Genomic DNA, 16513 nt, shown 5'->3' with positions numbered 1-16513 from the left:
GACTCATGTTGATAGGCCTAAACGGCACGTAGAGCATGCTGCTGTAGCGCCCACTCCACATGCTCCCTGACCAGCTCCGACGGATACTCCCGTCGCGCCTTCAGCGCCTCCAGCACCGGAATCGTTGAAGGCGCATTCCCCAACCCCACCGCCAGGTTGCGCAACCAGTTTTCGTAACCGGTCCGACGCAGCGGCGAGCCTTCGGTGTTGCTGAGAAACTTCTCTTCATCCCACATGAACAGTTCCGCCAGCCCGGCATTGTCCAGATTGTGCCGCGGCTTGAAGTCGCTTTCACCGGATGGCCGGGCGAAGCGGTTCCACGGGCAGACGATCTGGCAATCATCGCAACCGAACACCCGGTTGCCGATCAGTGGCCGCAGGTCTTCAGGGATCGCGCCTTTGAGTTCGATGGTCAGGTAGGAAATGCAACGTCTGGCGTCCAGCACATAGGGGCCGACGAAGGCGTTGGTCGGGCAGATGTCGAGACAGGCACTGCAACGGCCGCAATGTTCGGTGGCGTGGGGCGGGTCGACCGGTAGCGGCAGGTCGACGAACAGTTCGGCGAGAAAAAAGTAACTGCCGGCCTTGCGATTCAAGACCAGAGTGTTTTTGCCGATCCATCCAAGCCCCGCCTGTTCGGCGATGGCTTTTTCCAGCACCGGGGCACTGTCGACAAAAGCGCGGAAGCCGAACGGTCCGATCTCGGCCTGAATTTTTTCCGCCAGTTGTTGCACGCGTTTGCGAATCAGCTTGTGGTAATCACGGCCGAGGGCATAACGGGAGACGTAGGCTTTTTCCGGTTGGGCCAACACTTTCGCCATTTGGGTGTCGCCGGCCAGGTAGTCCATGCGCAGCGAAACCACGCGCAAAGTGCCCGGCACCAGCTCTTGCGGGTGCGAGCGTTTGCTGCCGTGGGCGCCCATGTAGTCCATTTCGCCGTGGTAGCCGGCTTCGAGCCAGCGTTCCAGATGCTGCTCATGCTCAGCCAGGTCGAGGCCGCTGATGCCGACTTGCTGGAAGCCCAGCTCTCGGCCCCAGTCCTTGATGGATTGGGCGAGGGCGGGCAGGTCTGTGGTAATAGCGGGCATGAGACGAGAGAAACCGGAGCTGAGGTGCGTATAATTCTGCCAGACATCGGAGCCTGAAGACGCATGCCGCACACTAAAGATGAATTACCCGACGTGCTGTATAGCGCCGCCCAGGTGCGAGCACTCGACGCGAGCCTGATCGCCGCCGGTACGGCGGGCTTCGAATTGATGCAGCGCGCGGCGCGGGCGACGTGGCGGGCGCTGGTACGGCAGTGGCCGACGGCGAACGAACTGAGCGTGTTGGCCGGACATGGCAATAATGCAGGCGACGGGTATCTGGTGGCTGTGTTGGCCCAGCGTGCCGGTTGGGCGGTGCGGGTGCTGGCGGTGGGGGATCCGCAGCGTTTGCAGGGTGATGCGGCCTTGGCCCATGCCGAGGCAGTGTCCGAAAACGTGCTCATCGAGCCCTGGACGGCACAATCCGGATTGCGCGGCATTGTGCTGGATGCTTTGCTTGGCACCGGCCTGAGCGGTGATGTGCGTGAGCCCTATGCCAGCGCCATCGCCGCGATCAATGCCAGCGGGCTGCCGGTTGCGGCGGTGGATATTCCGTCAGGGTTGTGCGCGGATACGGGCCGCATCCTTGGTCATGCCGTGCATGCCGACCTGACGGTCACGTTCATTGGCTTGAAGGTAGGGCTGTTCACCGGTGATGCCGCGAATGTGACGGGTGAGCTGGTGTTCAACGATCTGCAGGCTGATCCGCAGTTGCTGGACGGCACTGCGTTCACGGCTCGGCGACTGAATATCGGTAACCTGCCGCGTCTGGCGTCCCGGGCACCGGCATCCCATAAAGGCAAGTTCGGCCATGTGCTGCTCATTGGCGGTGATCGCGGTTACGGTGGGGCAATCTTGCTGAGTGCACAAAGTGCTCTGCGTAGCGGTGCGGGCATGGTTTCGCTGTCCACCCGTCCGGAACATGTTTCGCCAGCGCTTTCTCGAATTCCGGAAGCCATGGTGCTGGGCACGTCGTCGGCCAATCAACTGATGGGGATGCTTGAGAAGGTATCGGTGTTGGTGGTCGGGCCGGGTCTGGGCCAGGCAGGGTGGGGGCTCAGCCTGCTGTCGGCTGCGGCCAATGCGCATTTGCCACAAGTCTGGGATGCCGATGCCCTGAATCTGCTGGCTGGCGGGCACGTCGATCTGCCCAGCGATTGCGTGATCACCCCGCATCCGGGGGAGGCGGCACGTTTGCTTGGGGTGAGCACTGCCGATGTTCAGTCTGACCGTCCCGCCGCAGCCCATGCCTTGAGCAAAAAATATACAGCGGTCGTCGTCCTCAAGGGTGCCGGCAGCCTGATCGCCCATCCCGACGGGCGTCTGGCGCTTTGTCATCAGGGGCACCCGGCCATGGCCACTGCCGGTCTGGGCGACGTGCTGGCCGGTTTGCTCGGCGCATTGCTGGCCCAGGGCATGGAGCCATTCGACGCGGCCTGCCTGGCGGTCTGGCTGCACGCCAATGCCGGCGAGCAACAAGGAAAATCGGGCCGTGGGCTGGCGGCCAGTGATCTGATCCCAGCCATTCGTCAGTTGTTGGAGGAGCAAGCACCGTGTCTGAAGTAACCCTGTACCTGGCCGATGAGCAGGCCATGAGCGACTTTGGCGCACGCATTGCCCGAATCACCCGAGGCCATGGCCTGATCTTCCTCGAGGGTAACCTGGGGATGGGCAAAACCACGTTGTCCCGAGGCATCATCCGCGGCCTGGGACATGTCGGGGCAGTCAAAAGCCCGACCTTCACCCTGGTCGAGCCCTATGAGATCGGTGACATTCGCGCCTTTCATTTCGATTTGTACCGTCTGGTCGATCCGGAAGAGCTAGAGTTCCTCGGTATCCGTGACTATTTCGAAGACGATGCCCTGTGTCTGATCGAATGGCCCGATAAAGGTGCAGGCTTTTTGCCAAAGCCTGACCTGACCATTACCATTAGCCCGCAAGACAGCGGGCGTTCGCTGAAAATTTTATCCCAGGGCTCGCGTGGCGAGGCCTGGTGTGCCGCTTTGGCATTGGAATCCAAATAGATGATGGGGTTAGGTATGCGCTTTCGCGCGTTGGTGGCTGCCGTAGGGGTGTTGTTTTTGGCGGTGACCGTCGACGCTGTGGCCGATTCGAAGGTCAACAGTGTTCGTCTGTGGCGGGCACCGGACAACACACGACTGGTGTTTGACCTGACCGGCCCGGTGCAACACAGCGTCTTTACCTTGACGGCCCCGGATCGCCTGGTCATCGACATCAATGGCGCAACCCTCGGTGCGCCGCTCAACGTCAACACCTCGAATACGCCGATAACCGCCATGCGCTCGGCTCAACGCACGCCGACCGACCTGCGGGTGGTCATCGACCTGAAAAAGGCTGTGACGCCGAAAAGCTTCTCCCTGGCGCCGAACGCCCAGTACGGCAACCGGTTGGTGGTCGATCTGTTCGATAACGCCGCAGACGCCGCGCCTCCACCAGCGCCGACACCGTCGGTCGCCACGGTGCCCGCCGTGCCGGTCACGCCGACGGAACCTGCAATCAAGTTGCCACCGGCGCCAGCAGGCAAGCGCGATATCGTTGTGGTAATCGATGCCGGTCACGGCGGTGAAGACCCGGGTGCTTCCGGCTCTCGCGGTCAGCGCGAAAAAGACGTGGTATTGCAGATTGCCCGCGAAACCCAACGCCAGGTCAACGGCATGAAGGGTTTCCGCGCGGAACTGACCCGTACCGGCGACTACTTCATTCCGTTGCGCGGCCGTACCGAAATCGCCCGCAAGAAAGGCGCCGACCTGTTCGTCTCGATCCACGCCGACGCCGCGCCGTCTGCCGCCGCTTTCGGTGCCTCCGTATTTGCCCTGTCCGATCGTGGCGCGACTTCCGAGACCGCCCGCTGGCTGGCCGACAGCGAAAACCGTTCCGACCTGATCGGTGGCGCCGGCAACGTCAGCCTCGATGACAAGGACCGTATGCTCGCCGGCGTGTTGCTTGACCTGTCGATGACGGCATCCCTGACCTCCAGCCTGAACGTTGGCCAGAAGGTGCTGAGCAACATCGGCCGGGTGACACCGCTGCACAAGCAACGGGTTGAACAGGCCGGGTTCATGGTGCTGAAGTCGCCGGATATTCCATCGATCCTGGTGGAAACCGGGTTCATCTCCAACGCCAACGAAGCCTCGAAGCTTGCCGCATCAAACCACCAGCAGGCGCTGGCGCGTTCGATCAGTAGCGGCGTGCGTCAGTTCTTCCAGCAGAACCCGCCACCGGGCACTTACATTGCCTGGCTGCGCGACTCCGGCAAGATTGTGCAGGGGCCACGTGACCACCGCGTCAACCCGGGCGAGACCCTGGCGATGATTGCCGTGCGCTATCAGGTGTCGCCCGCGACCCTGCGCAGCGCCAACAGCCTGTCGAGCGATGAGCTCAAGATCGGTCAGCACCTGACTATTCCGAGCACTGAACTGGCGGCCAAAGAATGAATCAGGTCGTGAACAACGGCGCGCGAATCGAGCTGCTCAGCCCGCGACTGGCGAACCAGATTGCCGCGGGTGAGGTGGTCGAGCGCCCGGCTTCGGTGATCAAGGAACTGCTGGAAAACAGCCTCGACTCCGGCGCCAAACGCATCGACGTCGATGTGGAGCAGGGCGGCGTCAAGCTGCTGCGGGTGCGCGACGATGGCAGCGGCATTTCCGCCGATGACCTGCCGCTGGCCCTGGCCCGTCACGCCACCAGCAAGATCCGTAATCTGGAAGATCTTGAACAAGTCATGAGTCTGGGGTTTCGCGGCGAGGCCCTGGCATCGATCAGCTCCGTCGCGCGCCTGACCCTGACCTCACGCACCCGCGACGCCGATCAGGCCTGGCAGGTCGAGACCGAGGGCCGTGACATGGCGCCCCGCGTGCAGCCTGCGGCCCACCCGGTGGGCACTTCGGTTGAAGTGCGCGACCTGTTTTTCAACACGCCGGCGCGACGCAAGTTTCTCAAGACCGAAAAAACCGAATTCGATCACCTGCAAGAAGTGATCAGGCGCCTGGCCCTGGCGCGCTTCGATGTGGCGTTCCACCTGCGCCACAACGGCAAGACCATCCTCAGCCTGCACGAGGCCCATGATGATGCGGCCCGTGCTCGACGCGTGGCGGCGATCTGCGGTCCGGGTTTCCTGGAGCAGGCACTGCCGATCGAAATCGAGCGCAATGGCCTGCACCTGTGGGGCTGGGTCGGCCTGCCGACCTTTAACCGCAGCCAGGCCGATTTGCAGTATTTCTTCGTCAATGGTCGTGCCGTGCGCGACAAACTGGTGGCCCACGCGGTGCGCCAGGCCTATCGCGACGTGCTGTTCAACGGTCGGCACCCGACCTTCGTGCTGTTTTTCGAAGTCGATCCGACCGGTGTGGACGTCAACGTGCACCCGACCAAGCACGAAGTGCGCTTCCGTGAAGGGCGCATGGTTCACGATTTCCTCTACGGCACCTTGCACCGCGCCTTGGGCGATGTGCGCCCCGACGATCAACTGGCGGCGCCGGTTGCGACGGCCATCGTCCGGCCTACCGGCCTTGAAGCCGGTGAGTTCGGGCCCCAGGGCGAAATGCGCCTGGCCGCCAATGCACTGCTGGAGCAACCCCAGGCTGAGCCGTCGTTCAATACGCCGGCGGGTTCGGGGGCTGGCGCGGGTTATCAGTATCAATACACGCCGCGTCCGCAGTCCGGTGTGCCTGTCGCCGAAGCGCAGGCCGCCTATCGCGAGTTTTTTGCGCCGTTGCCCGAGGCCAATGCCGTCGCGCTGCCGGCCGGGCAGGATGACATCCCGCCACTCGGTTATGCGCTGGCACAACTCAAGGGCATCTACATTCTTTCGGAAAACGCCCAGGGCCTGGTGCTGGTGGACATGCACGCCGCCCACGAGCGGATCATGTACGAACGCCTCAAGGTCGCAATGGCCAGCGAAGGCCTGAGCGGCCAGCCGTTGCTGGTGCCGGAGTCCCTGGCCGTCAGTCAGCGTGAAGCCGATTGCGCCGAGGAACATGTCGCCTGGTTCCAGCGCCTGGGCTTTGAATTGCAGCGCCTGGGCCCGGAAACCCTGGCGATCCGGCAGATCCCGGCACTGCTCAAGCAGGCCGAAGCCAACCGGCTGGTCGCCGACGTCCTGGCTGATCTGATGGAGTTCGGCACCAGCGACCGCATTCAGGCGCACTTGAATGAATTGCTCGGGACCATGGCCTGTCACGGTGCGGTTCGCGCGAATCGGCGTTTGGCCTTGCCGGAAATGAACGCTCTGCTGCGTGACATGGAAAACACCGAGCGCAGCGGTCAATGCAACCATGGCCGACCGACCTGGACCCAGCTGGGCCTGGACGATCTGGACAAACTGTTCTTGCGCGGTCGTTGATGAGCCAGTTCCCACCTGCGATTTTCCTGATGGGCCCGACCGCCGCCGGCAAGACCGACCTGGCCATCGAACTCACCAAGGTCCTGCCTTGCGAGTTGATCAGCGTCGATTCGGCGCTGGTCTACCGTGGCATGGACATCGGCACCGCCAAGCCTTCCAAAGAGCTGCTGGCGCAATATCCACATCGTCTGATCGATATTCTCGACCCGGCCGAGAGCTATTCGGCCGCGGATTTCCGCCGTGACGCCCTGGAGGCCATGGCCGATATCACCGCGCGCGGAAAAATTCCGCTGCTGGTGGGCGGCACCATGCTCTATTACAAGGCTTTGGTCGAAGGTCTGGCGGATATGCCGGCCGCCGATCCCGAGGTCCGCGCGCAAATCGAAGAAGAGGCTGCGCGCCTTGGCTGGCAAGCCTTGCACGAACAATTGGCGGTGATCGATCCGGAGTCCGCAGCGCGAATACATCCGAACGATCCTCAGCGATTGAGTCGAGCGCTGGAAGTTTATCGTGTCAGCGGTCAAAGCATGACCGCCCTGCGTTTGCAACAATCTGTGCAAAGTACTGAAGCAGCCGCTTCGGGACTGCAACAATTGCCCTATACTGTCGCGAACTTGGCCATTGCTCCGGCAAATCGCCAGGTACTGCACGAGCGAATTAAACAAAGATTCACTTTAATGTTGGAACAGGGATTCATTGACGAGGTCGTAGCCCTGCGTAATAGAGGTGACCTGCATACCGGGTTGCCGTCTATACGTGCAGTAGGCTACCGCCAAGTCTGGGACTACCTGGATGGCAAGCTGACGTCAGCCGAGATGCAGGAGCGTGGAATCATTGCCACGCGCCAGTTGGCGAAACGCCAGTTCACCTGGCTGCGCAGTTGGACTGATCTGCATTGGCTGGACAGTCTGGATTGCGACAATCTGCCGCGCGCCTTGAAATACCTTGGGACCATCTCCATATTGAGCTGAGTCCTTGCAATTGCCGTCTATCCTTGGGGGTGTGGCGGCCAAAGCCATCTGATTACCTATTTTTTTATATTGAATCCTTAAAGGAGTGCGGCACATGTCAAAAGGGCATTCGCTACAAGACCCTTACTTGAATACTTTACGTAAAGAGAAAGTTGGGGTGTCCATCTACCTGGTCAACGGTATCAAGCTGCAAGGCACGATCGAGTCTTTCGACCAGTTCGTTATCCTGCTGAAAAACACCGTCAGCCAGATGGTCTACAAACACGCGATCTCTACAGTGGTGCCGGTTCGTCCAATTCGTCTGCCTAGCGCAACCGAATCCGAAGCAGGTGACGCTGAGCCAGGTAACGCCTGATAGGAGTCTCCTTTGTTCTTTGAGCGCCACGGTGGTGGTGAGCGAGTTATCCTCGTTCACTTGGATGGACAGGACCCTGAGGCGCGCGAAGATCCGCAGGAGTTTCAGGAATTGGCTAATTCGGCGGGTGCCGAGACCGTTGCGTTTTTTAACGTGCCGCGTCATCGGCCAACCGCCAAGACCCTGATTGGCAGTGGCAAGGTCGAGGAACTGCGCGACCTGGTCAAAGCCGAACAGGCCGATCTGGTGATTTTCAATCACATCCTCACGCCCAGTCAGGAACGTAACCTCGAACGTGTTTTCGAGTGTCGCGTGATCGACCGTACCGGTCTGATTCTCGATATTTTCGCCCAGCGCGCCCGTACCCATGAAGGCAAGCTTCAGGTCGAACTGGCCCAGCTTGACCACATGAGCACCCGGCTGGTTCGTGGCTGGACTCACCTTGAGCGCCAAGGTGGCGGTATCGGTATGCGAGGCCCGGGTGAAACCCAGCTGGAAACCGACCGCCGTTTGCTGCGGGTTCGCCTGCGGCAGATCAAGGGGCGCCTGGAGAAAGTGCGCAGCCAGCGCGAACAGTCGCGCCGTGGCCGATCGCGTGCGGATATTCCTACCGTGTCGCTGGTGGGGTACACCAACGCCGGTAAGTCCACGCTCTTCAATAACGTGACGAAATCCGACGTCTACGCAGCTGACCAATTGTTTGCCACGCTGGACCCGACCTTGCGTCGTCTGGATATAGACGATCTGGGGCCGATTGTCCTGGCGGACACTGTGGGTTTCATTCGCCACTTGCCCCACAAGCTGGTCGAAGCATTTCGGTCTACCCTCGAAGAGTCGAGCAACTCCGATCTGTTGTTGCACGTGATCGATGCGGCCGAGCCCGATCGCATGTTGCAGATCGAGCAGGTCATGGTGGTGCTGGGCGAGATTGGTGCTCAGGACTTGCCGATCCTCGAGGTCTATAACAAACTCGATTTGCTTGAAGGCGTTGAGCCACAAATCCAGCGCGACGAAAACGGCAAGCCCCAACGGGTCTGGCTGTCGGCGCGCGATGGCAGTGGTCTGGAATTGCTTGAACAAGCCATTGCCGAGTTACTGGGCAGTGATTTGTTTGTCGGTACCCTGCGCTTGCCGCAACGATTCGCTCGACTGCGTGCGCAGTTCTTCGAACTTGGCGCGGTGCAGAAAGAAGAGCACGACGAAGAAGGCATCAGTTTGCTGGCCGTTCGTTTGCCCCGGGTCGAGTTGAATCGACTGGTAAGCCGCGAAGGATTGCAGCCGATGGAATTCATCGAGCAACACACTTTGCAATAAAAGCCTGAGAAAGCGGTTGTGCCGTGGTGACAGGCATTCTGTAGCATTGGTCGGCGCGCCGTGGGTGCGTCTTTGCTTTATCAGATGGAGAGCGCTATGGCTTGGAATGAGCCGGGTGGCAACTCGAATAATCAGGATCCTTGGGGTGGCAAACGTCGTAACAACGGCGACCGCAAGGGGCCACCGGATCTCGACGAGGCCTTCCGAAAGCTGCAGGAAAGCCTGAACGGTTTGTTCGGTGGCGGTAAGAAACGTGGTGGCGACGACGGCGGTGGTCCGGGCAAGAGTGGCGGCTTTGGCGGCCTGCTCGGCATCGGTCTGGTCGTGTTGGCCGCCGTTTGGCTGTACAGCGCGGTTTATGTCGTCGACGAGCAGGAGCAAGCTGTAGTGCTGCGCTTCGGCAAGTACTACGAAACCGTGGGTCCGGGCCTGAACATCTACTTCCCGCCGATCGACAAGAAGTACATGGAAAACGTCACGCGTGAGCGTGCGTACACCAAGCAGGGCCAGATGCTGACTGAAGACGAGAACATCGTCGAAGTGCCGCTGACCGTGCAGTACAAGATCAGCAACCTGCAGGACTTCGTGCTGAGCGTCGATCAGCCGGAAATCAGCCTGCAGCACGCGACCGACAGCGCCTTGCGCCATGTGGTGGGTTCCACCGCGATGGACCAGGTACTGACCGAAGGTCGTGAGTTGATGGCCAGCGAGATCAAGGAGCGTCTGCAACGCTTCATGGACACCTATCGCACCGGTATCACCGTCACCCAGGTCAACGTTCAGAGCGCAGCGGCACCGCGTGAAGTCCAGGAAGCCTTCGATGACGTGATCCGTGCCCGGGAAGACGAGCAGCGTTCGCGCAACCAGGCCGAAACCTATGCCAACGGCGTCGTGCCGGAAGCTCGTGGTCAGGCCCAGCGCATCCTTGAGGATGCCAACGGTTACCGTGACGAGACCGTCTCGCGCGCCAAGGGTGAGGCCGACCGCTTCACCAAACTGGTCGCCGAGTACCGCAAGGCCCCTGAAGTCACCCGCCAGCGTCTGTACCTGGACACCATGCAGGAAGTCTTCAGCAACACCAGCAAGGTTCTCGTGACCGGCAACAAGAACGGCCAGAACAACCTGCTGTACCTGCCGCTGGACAAGATGGTCGAAAGTGGTCGCAGCACCGGCACCCAGGTGAGCAGTGGGGCAGCCACCAGCAATGAAGCGAATGCGCGTGCGGCAGCTGATCTGCAGCAACAGCCAGCACGTACCAGGGAGAGTCGCTGATGAGCAATAAATCGCTGATCGCCCTTATTGTCGGCGTCGTCGTGGCGATCGCTGCCTGGAACTGCTTCTACATCGTGGCTCAGACCGAGCGTGCGGTGTTGCTGCAGTTCGGTCGCGTGGTCCAGACCGATGTTCAGCCAGGCCTGCATGTGAAAGTGCCTTACGTTAACCAGGTGCGTAAATTCGACGCACGCCTGATGACGCTGGATGCACCGACACAACGCTTCCTGACGCTGGAAAAGAAAGCCGTGATGGTCGATGCCTACGCCAAGTGGCGCGTGAAGGACGCAGAGCGTTACTACACCGCGACTTCCGGCCTCAAGCAGATCGCCGACGAGCGTCTGTCCCGTCGTCTGGAATCGGGCCTGCGTGACCAGTTCGGTAAGCGCACCCTGCACGAAGTGGTGTCGGGTGAGCGTGATGCGCTGATGGCGGATATCACGGCTTCGCTGAACAAGATGGCCGAGAAAGAGCTGGGCATCGAAGTGGTCGATGTTCGGGTCAAGACCATCGACCTGCCCAAAGAAGTGAACCGCAGCGTGTTCGAGCGTATGAGCACCGAGCGTGAGCGTGAAGCTCGCGAGCACCGCGCCAAGGGTAACGAGCTGGCCGAAGGCATCCGTGCCGACGCCGATCGTCAACGCCGTGTGCTGCTGGCTGAAGCCTATCGTGAATCCGAAGAGGTTCGCGGTGACGGTGATGCCCAGGCTGCTGCGATCTACTCCAAGGCCTACGGTCAGGACCAGGAGTTCTACGCGTTCTACCGTAGCCTGCGCGCCTACCGTGAAAGCTTCGCGAACAAATCCGACGTCCTGGTCCTCGACCCAAGCAGCGACTTCTTCCACTACCTGGAAAAAGCCAAGCCTTGATACGGCGTTGACCTGATTTATCCCCCGCCGGGCGGCTAAAACCTCTGGCGGGGTGATCCTTTGGGAAAACGTGTGTATGATGCGGCAGCCGGGAAATTCCCGGTTTTTTTGCGTCTGCATGTTTGATTGCTGTTTTCAAGCAGATGCCGGGCCGATTGGCTCGACAGTTTTTCGAGGAAAGTGGTTGGCGAAGCCGGTAGAAGGGCTTTTCGCTCCGTCGCTCATGCGCGTGGTTTGTGCGCAAGCCGATCATTTTCTGCTTCACTCAAGGCTCGCCGACAGGCTGGTCGCCCGGAGATAGGGGAAGGCGTAATGGCAACGGTAGACCGCTGGCTTCTGCCAGATGGCATCGAAGAAGTACTGCCACCGGAAGCTGCGCGTATTGAAGTCGCGCGTCGTCAGGTGTTGGATCTGTTCCAGAGCTGGGGTTACGAGTTTGTCGTGACTCCCCATATCGAGTACCTGGAATCCCTGCTGACCGGCGCGGGCCAGGACCTGGATCTGCGCACCTTCAAGGTCATCGACCCGCAATCGGGCCGTCAGATGGGTTTCCGTGCCGACATCACGCCGCAAGTGGCGCGCATCGATGCGCATACCCTGCGTCGTGAAGGCCCAAGCCGTCTGTGCTATGCCGGTAGTGTCCTGCACGCTCAGCCTCGCGCCTTGTCGTCCTCGCGCAGCCCGATTCAACTGGGTGCCGAGTTGTACGGCGACGGCAGTCCGAGCAGCGACGTCGAAGTCATCAGCCTGATGCTGGCCATGCTGCAACTGGCCGATGTGCCGGATGTGCACATGGACCTCGGTCATGTTGGCATCTACCGTGGCCTGGCCCGCGCGGCCGGTTTGTCCGGTGAAGTCGAGCAGCAGTTGTTCGATGCCTTGCAACGCAAGGCCATCGACGAGGTCGTTACCTTGACCGAAGGCTTGCCTGCCGATCTGTCGGGCATGCTGCGGGCGCTGGTTGACCTGTGTGGTGGTCGTGAAGTGCTGGTTGCGGCCCGCGAGCGCCTGGCCAAGGCGCCGGCCCCTGTTCTGGCAGCGCTGGACGACTTGCTGGCAATTGCCGAGCGGCTGTCCGTGCGTTTCCCCGAGCTGCCGCTGTATTTCGACCTGGGCGAGCTGCGCGGTTACCACTACCACACCGGTGTGGTGTTCGCCGTGTTCGTACCGGGTGTTGGCCAGTCCATTGCCCAGGGTGGTCGTTACGACGACATTGGCGCCGATTTCGGTCGCGCCCGCCCGGCGACTGGCTTCTCCACTGATTTGAAAACCCTGGTGACCCTGGGGCGTGCTGAGATCGAGTTACCGTCTGGCGGTATCTGGATGCCTGACAGTACGGATGCGGCACTCTGGCAGCAGGTTTGCCAGTTGCGCAGTGAGGGTCAGCGTGTCGTTCAGGCCTTGCCTGGACAACCTTTGGCCGCTGCCCGTGAAGCGGACTGCGACCGGCAATTGATTCAGCAGAACGGGCTTTGGCAAGTATCGCCACTGGCTTCTTGAGTTTTCCCGCCGGCTGCCGCCGGCACCAAGTTTGCGCGAATGAGGACAAGTGTTATGGGTAAGAATGTCGTAGTCCTGGGCACCCAATGGGGTGATGAGGGCAAAGGCAAGATCGTTGATCTGCTGACCGAACATGCTGCCGCCGTAGTGCGTTACCAGGGTGGCCACAACGCTGGCCACACGCTGGTGATCGACGGCGAAAAAACCGTCTTGCACCTGATCCCGTCGGGCGTGCTGCGCGAAGGCGTGCAGTGCCTGATCGGCAACGGCGTGGTGGTTGCACCTGACGCCCTGCTGCGCGAGATCACCAAGCTGGAAGAAAAAGGCGTACCGGTGCGCGAGCGCCTGCGTATCAGCCCGTCCTGCCCGCTGATCCTGTCCTTCCACGTTGCGCTGGACCAGGCCCGTGAAAAGGCCCGTGGCGAGCTGAAGATCGGTACCACCGGTCGCGGTATCGGCCCGGCCTACGAAGACAAGGTTGCACGTCGTGGCCTGCGTGTGGGCGACCTGCTCAACATGCCGCGCTTTGAAGACAAACTGCGTGAACTGGTGGATTACCACAACTTCATGCTGGTGGGTTACTACAAAGAGCCAGCCATCGAATTCGACAAGACCCTGGCCGAATGCAAAGAATACGCTGAGCTGCTCAAGCCGCTGATGCTGGACGTGACTGCCGAGCTGCACGACCTGCGTCGCGCTGGCAAAGACATCATGTTCGAAGGCGCCCAAGGCTCCCTGCTGGACATCGACCACGGTACCTACCCGTACGTGACCAGCTCTAACACCACTGCTGGCGGCGTTGCTACCGGTTCGGGTGTTGGCCCTATGTTCCTGGACTACATCCTGGGCATTACCAAGGCTTACACCACGCGTGTAGGTTCGGGTCCATTCCCGACGGAGCTGTTCGACGAAGTCGGTGCGCACCTGGCTAAACAAGGTCACGAGTTCGGCGCCACCACTGGCCGTGCTCGTCGTTGTGGCTGGTTCGACGCTGTTATCCTGCGTCGGGCTATCGATGTGAACAGCATCTCGGGCATCTGCCTGACCAAGCTGGACGTGCTCGACGGTCTGGAAGCCATCAACATCTGCGTCGGCTACAAAGATGCAGAAGGCAATGCCGTTGCCCCGACTGATGCTGACAGCTACGTGGGCCTGCAGCCTGTGTACGAAGAAGTGCCGGGCTGGACCGAGTCGACCGTGGGTGCCAAAACCCTGGAAGAGCTGCCAGCTAACGCCCGTGCTTACATCAAGCGCGTTGAAGAGCTGATCGGCGCGCCGATCGACATTATTTCGACGGGCCCGGATCGCAACGAAACCATCGTTCTGCGCCATCCGTTTGCTTGATAAGTCGTTGATGTAAAACACAAAGGCCCCTTAATTGGGGCCTTTGTCGTTTATGCCTGTTGGACGGCATGACCTTTGCTATTAGCTTTGCCTAAAACGTCACTTTTGGCGTGCCATCAATTTAATGGCGCTTTTGCAGAGGGATATCAAGTGTCGGCCGTTCTCTCATTGTTACAGAGCCGTTTGTTGCGGCCCGTGTTCGTTACCCTTGGTATCGCCCTTTTGGTGCAGGTGCTGGTAGCTGTCGCTCTGACCCGGAGCACGGTGACCGCGCTGGAAGCCGATCTGGGCCTGCGCCTGGGTGCAGACAGCCAAAAGCTTTCCGCTGAGCTTGAGCAGGCTGGGCGCGAAGTCACGTCGAGCCTTGACAGCCTCTCCACCAGTACGCGTCAGCGCCTCACGGCCGGTTTGTCCTCGCGGCTGAAGGATGAGCAGGCGCAGCTGCGCTCAACGCTGGAAAAAGATCTGAAGGACTCCGCCAGCGACATGGCGCAGCTATTGGCCTCTGTCGCGCCTCGCGCCATGTGGGACAACGACGTTCCGACACTTTCCGAATTTGCCCGCCGGGCCCAGCGCAATCCCAATGTGCTGTTCGTGGTGTATGACGACGCGACGGGCCAGCACCTGACGCGCTACCTCAACCGGGAAAATCCGATCAACAAGGCGCTGCTGGAAAAAGGCCAGGGCGAGCGGGCGCTCGACAAGGTGCTGGATGCGGCGAAGAACGATCCATCGGTGTTCTACATCGAGGCCTCGATCAATCCTAATGGCGTAGAAATCGGCAAGGTTCTGATGGGGGTCTCGACTGCTTCGGTTGAGACTGATCTGGCGGCCCTCGACAAGCGCTTCTCGGCATTGATCGCCAGCAGCGACCAGCTGGTGGGCGACAGTCTCAAGGGTGCGGCGGCCGACAGTGCAACGGCCATGCGCTCGCGCCTGCAGTCGGCGCAGTCCACCGCGGCTGAAATGAAGGCCAATACCACCAGCACCGTGCAGGAAGCTGCTACGACATTGCGCTGGCGCATCGGCGTGTGTCTGGCGGTGGTGGGTTTCGGTGTCCTGCTGTTGTTGGCGGTGGTGCTCGGTCGTCGAGTGGTCAATCGCCTGAAAATGCTGATCGTTGCCATGGATGACCTGGCGGCGGGCGAGGGCGATCTGACCAAACGTGTGCAGATCAACAGCAAGGATGAAATCGGCGACATGGCCTCGGCGGTCAATCGCTTTGTGGATAAGTTGCAGCCGATCGTGCGTGAGGCGGGCGATGTGGCCCAGCGTACCGGCGTGGAAATCGGTGCCATGACCTTGCGCAACGCCGGTGCGGATGCCGCGGCTGGCATGCAGCGTGATGAGGTGGCGGAGAGTTTGCGCGCGCTGTCGCAAATGGCTGATGAAGCCCAGTCGGAAAGCCATGCCATGCAGGCGGCGTTGAAGCAGGTGGTGGACATTCGTCAGGCTACCGACGAAAACACCCGGACCTCGGCGAAAGTGGGCAGTCTGATTGAGGAGCTGGCGGGGCAGGTCAACACAGGTGCCCAGGTAATCGAGCGCCTGGCGCAGCAAAGTGAGCAAATTGAGGTGGTGCTGACGGTGATTCACGGGATCGCCGAGCAGACCAACCTGCTGGCGCTGAACGCAGCGATTGAGGCGGCGCGTGCCGGCGAGACTGGACGCGGGTTTGCCGTGGTGGCTGACGAGGTGCGGGCGCTGGCGAGCAAGACGCAGAGTTCCACCGGCGATATTCAGGCGCACATCGTGGCATTGCAGCAAGGTGCCCGTGAGGCGGTGGCTGCGATTGGTCAAGCTGGGCGCCAGGCCAGTGAGGGTTTGCTGGTGCTGCGTGACAGTGCGCGGTTGCAGCAGTCGGTGCAGGCATCCGTCGAGCAGGTGCATGCGGCGATCGGTCTGGCTACCCAGGCCGCGGCGCATCAGGCTCAGGGCGCACAGGCAGTGCGGGGGCGGGTCCAGACCATTCACGCCCAGGCCGAGAAGGCGGCGCAAGCCGTTGTGGAGACCACGGCGAGCGGAAAGGTGCTCGATGGTCTGGCGGCGCAGTTGAAGGCGAGCCTGGGGCAGTTCAGGGCCTGATGCTTTGTCAGGGATGGCCTCATCGCAGCAAGCTCGCTCCCACAATGATGGTTGGCGGACACAAAAATTGTGGGCGCCTCAGATCAAATGTGGGAGCGAGCCTGCTCGCGATGGCGGTCTTAACGACTCAGATACATCCGGGTCGTCAGCAGATAGACCGGCAACCCCGACACCAGTATCAACAACGCCGCATAAGGCGCAGCCGCCGCAAACTCCACATTCGCCGTATGCGCCCAGACTTCCGTCGCCAGGGTGTTCAGCCCGGTGGGGCTCAGCAGCAAGGTCGCCGTCAGCTCCTTCATCGCATCCAGGAACACCAGTGCAAACGCCGCCCCCAGCGCCGGGAAAATGATCGG

The 16513-nt window shown here is 61.0% G+C and carries 13 protein-coding genes and 1 pseudogene; 12 read left to right on the top strand and 2 right to left on the bottom strand.

Annotation, left to right across the window (positions count from 1 at the left end; all coding sequences use genetic code 11):
* Window positions 1-17 precede the first annotated feature (17 nt).
* Entirely contained in the window at window positions 18-1088 is a 1071-nt protein-coding gene (gene queG, locus BSF44_RS08795; RefSeq protein WP_095943170.1) for a tRNA epoxyqueuosine(34) reductase QueG, read from the bottom strand.
* 63 nt (window positions 1089-1151) lie between these two features.
* Here queG and BSF44_RS08790 point away from each other — a divergent pair, with 63 nt between their 5' ends.
* From BSF44_RS08790 to BSF44_RS08735, 12 genes are all read left to right on the top strand, one after another.
* Entirely contained in the window at window positions 1152-2651 is a 1500-nt protein-coding gene (locus BSF44_RS08790) for an NAD(P)H-hydrate dehydratase (protein ID WP_095943169.1), read from the top strand.
* Window positions 2639-3109 (top strand): tRNA (adenosine(37)-N6)-threonylcarbamoyltransferase complex ATPase subunit type 1 TsaE, encoded by a 471-nt coding sequence (tsaE, locus tag BSF44_RS08785; protein ID WP_095943168.1) that lies wholly within the window; start codon window positions 2639-2641, stop codon window positions 3107-3109. Before BSF44_RS08790 ends, tsaE begins: the two co-directional genes overlap by 13 nt.
* Window positions 3110-4540: an N-acetylmuramoyl-L-alanine amidase gene (locus BSF44_RS08780; protein ID WP_095943167.1), complete on the top strand. Its 1431-nt coding sequence runs from the start codon at window positions 3110-3112 to the stop codon at window positions 4538-4540.
* Window positions 4537-6447 (top strand): DNA mismatch repair endonuclease MutL, encoded by a 1911-nt coding sequence (gene mutL / locus BSF44_RS08775; RefSeq protein ID WP_095943166.1) that lies wholly within the window; start codon window positions 4537-4539, stop codon window positions 6445-6447. Before BSF44_RS08780 ends, mutL begins: the two co-directional genes overlap by 4 nt.
* Window positions 6447-7418 (top strand): tRNA (adenosine(37)-N6)-dimethylallyltransferase MiaA, encoded by a 972-nt coding sequence (gene miaA, locus BSF44_RS08770; protein WP_095943165.1) that lies wholly within the window; start codon window positions 6447-6449, stop codon window positions 7416-7418. The genes mutL and miaA overlap by 1 nt, the downstream gene beginning before the upstream one ends.
* Window positions 7419-7512: 94 nt before the next feature.
* On the top strand, window positions 7513-7773 hold the full coding sequence (hfq, locus tag BSF44_RS08765) for an RNA chaperone Hfq (protein WP_007902656.1): 261 nt from the start codon (window positions 7513-7515) through the stop codon (window positions 7771-7773).
* A 12-nt stretch (window positions 7774-7785) separates the two neighbouring features.
* Window positions 7786-9087 carry a ribosome rescue GTPase HflX gene (gene hflX, locus BSF44_RS08760; protein WP_008048071.1) on the top strand — a complete coding sequence of 434 codons (1302 nt, stop codon included), beginning with the start codon at window positions 7786-7788 and terminating at the stop codon, window positions 9085-9087.
* A gap of 96 nt (window positions 9088-9183) precedes the next feature.
* A complete protein-coding gene (gene hflK, locus BSF44_RS08755; RefSeq protein ID WP_095943164.1) occupies window positions 9184-10359 on the top strand; it encodes an FtsH protease activity modulator HflK in 1176 nt (391 codons plus the stop codon).
* The gene (gene hflC, locus BSF44_RS08750) at window positions 10359-11228 is read left to right on the top strand and encodes a protease modulator HflC (protein ID WP_056725458.1); all 870 of its coding nucleotides are present in this window, start codon (window positions 10359-10361) and stop codon (window positions 11226-11228) included. Before hflK ends, hflC begins: the two co-directional genes overlap by 1 nt.
* A 312-nt stretch (window positions 11229-11540) precedes the next feature.
* Window positions 11541-12728: an ATP phosphoribosyltransferase regulatory subunit gene (locus tag BSF44_RS08745; RefSeq protein WP_095943163.1), complete on the top strand. Its 1188-nt coding sequence runs from the start codon at window positions 11541-11543 to the stop codon at window positions 12726-12728.
* 54 nt (window positions 12729-12782) lie between these two features.
* Complete coding sequence (locus BSF44_RS08740; RefSeq protein ID WP_095943162.1) at window positions 12783-14072, top strand: adenylosuccinate synthase; 1290 nt, start codon at window positions 12783-12785, stop codon at window positions 14070-14072.
* Window positions 14073-14222: 150 nt separating this feature from the next.
* A complete protein-coding gene (locus tag BSF44_RS08735) occupies window positions 14223-16157 on the top strand; it encodes a methyl-accepting chemotaxis protein (RefSeq protein WP_095943161.1) in 1935 nt (644 codons plus the stop codon).
* 119 nt (window positions 16158-16276) lie between these two features.
* On the opposite strand, the pseudogene BSF44_RS08730 reads toward BSF44_RS08735, so the two are convergent.
* A pseudogene (locus tag BSF44_RS08730) lies at window positions 16277-16513 on the bottom strand (iron ABC transporter permease); the annotation flags it as partial.

This window comes from Pseudomonas sp. ACN8 (assembly GCF_002303925.1).
Taxonomy (GTDB): domain Bacteria; phylum Pseudomonadota; class Gammaproteobacteria; order Pseudomonadales; family Pseudomonadaceae; genus Aquipseudomonas.
Note: the sequence above shows the minus strand (reverse complement) of the source record. Positions and strands in the feature narration are given on the sequence as shown.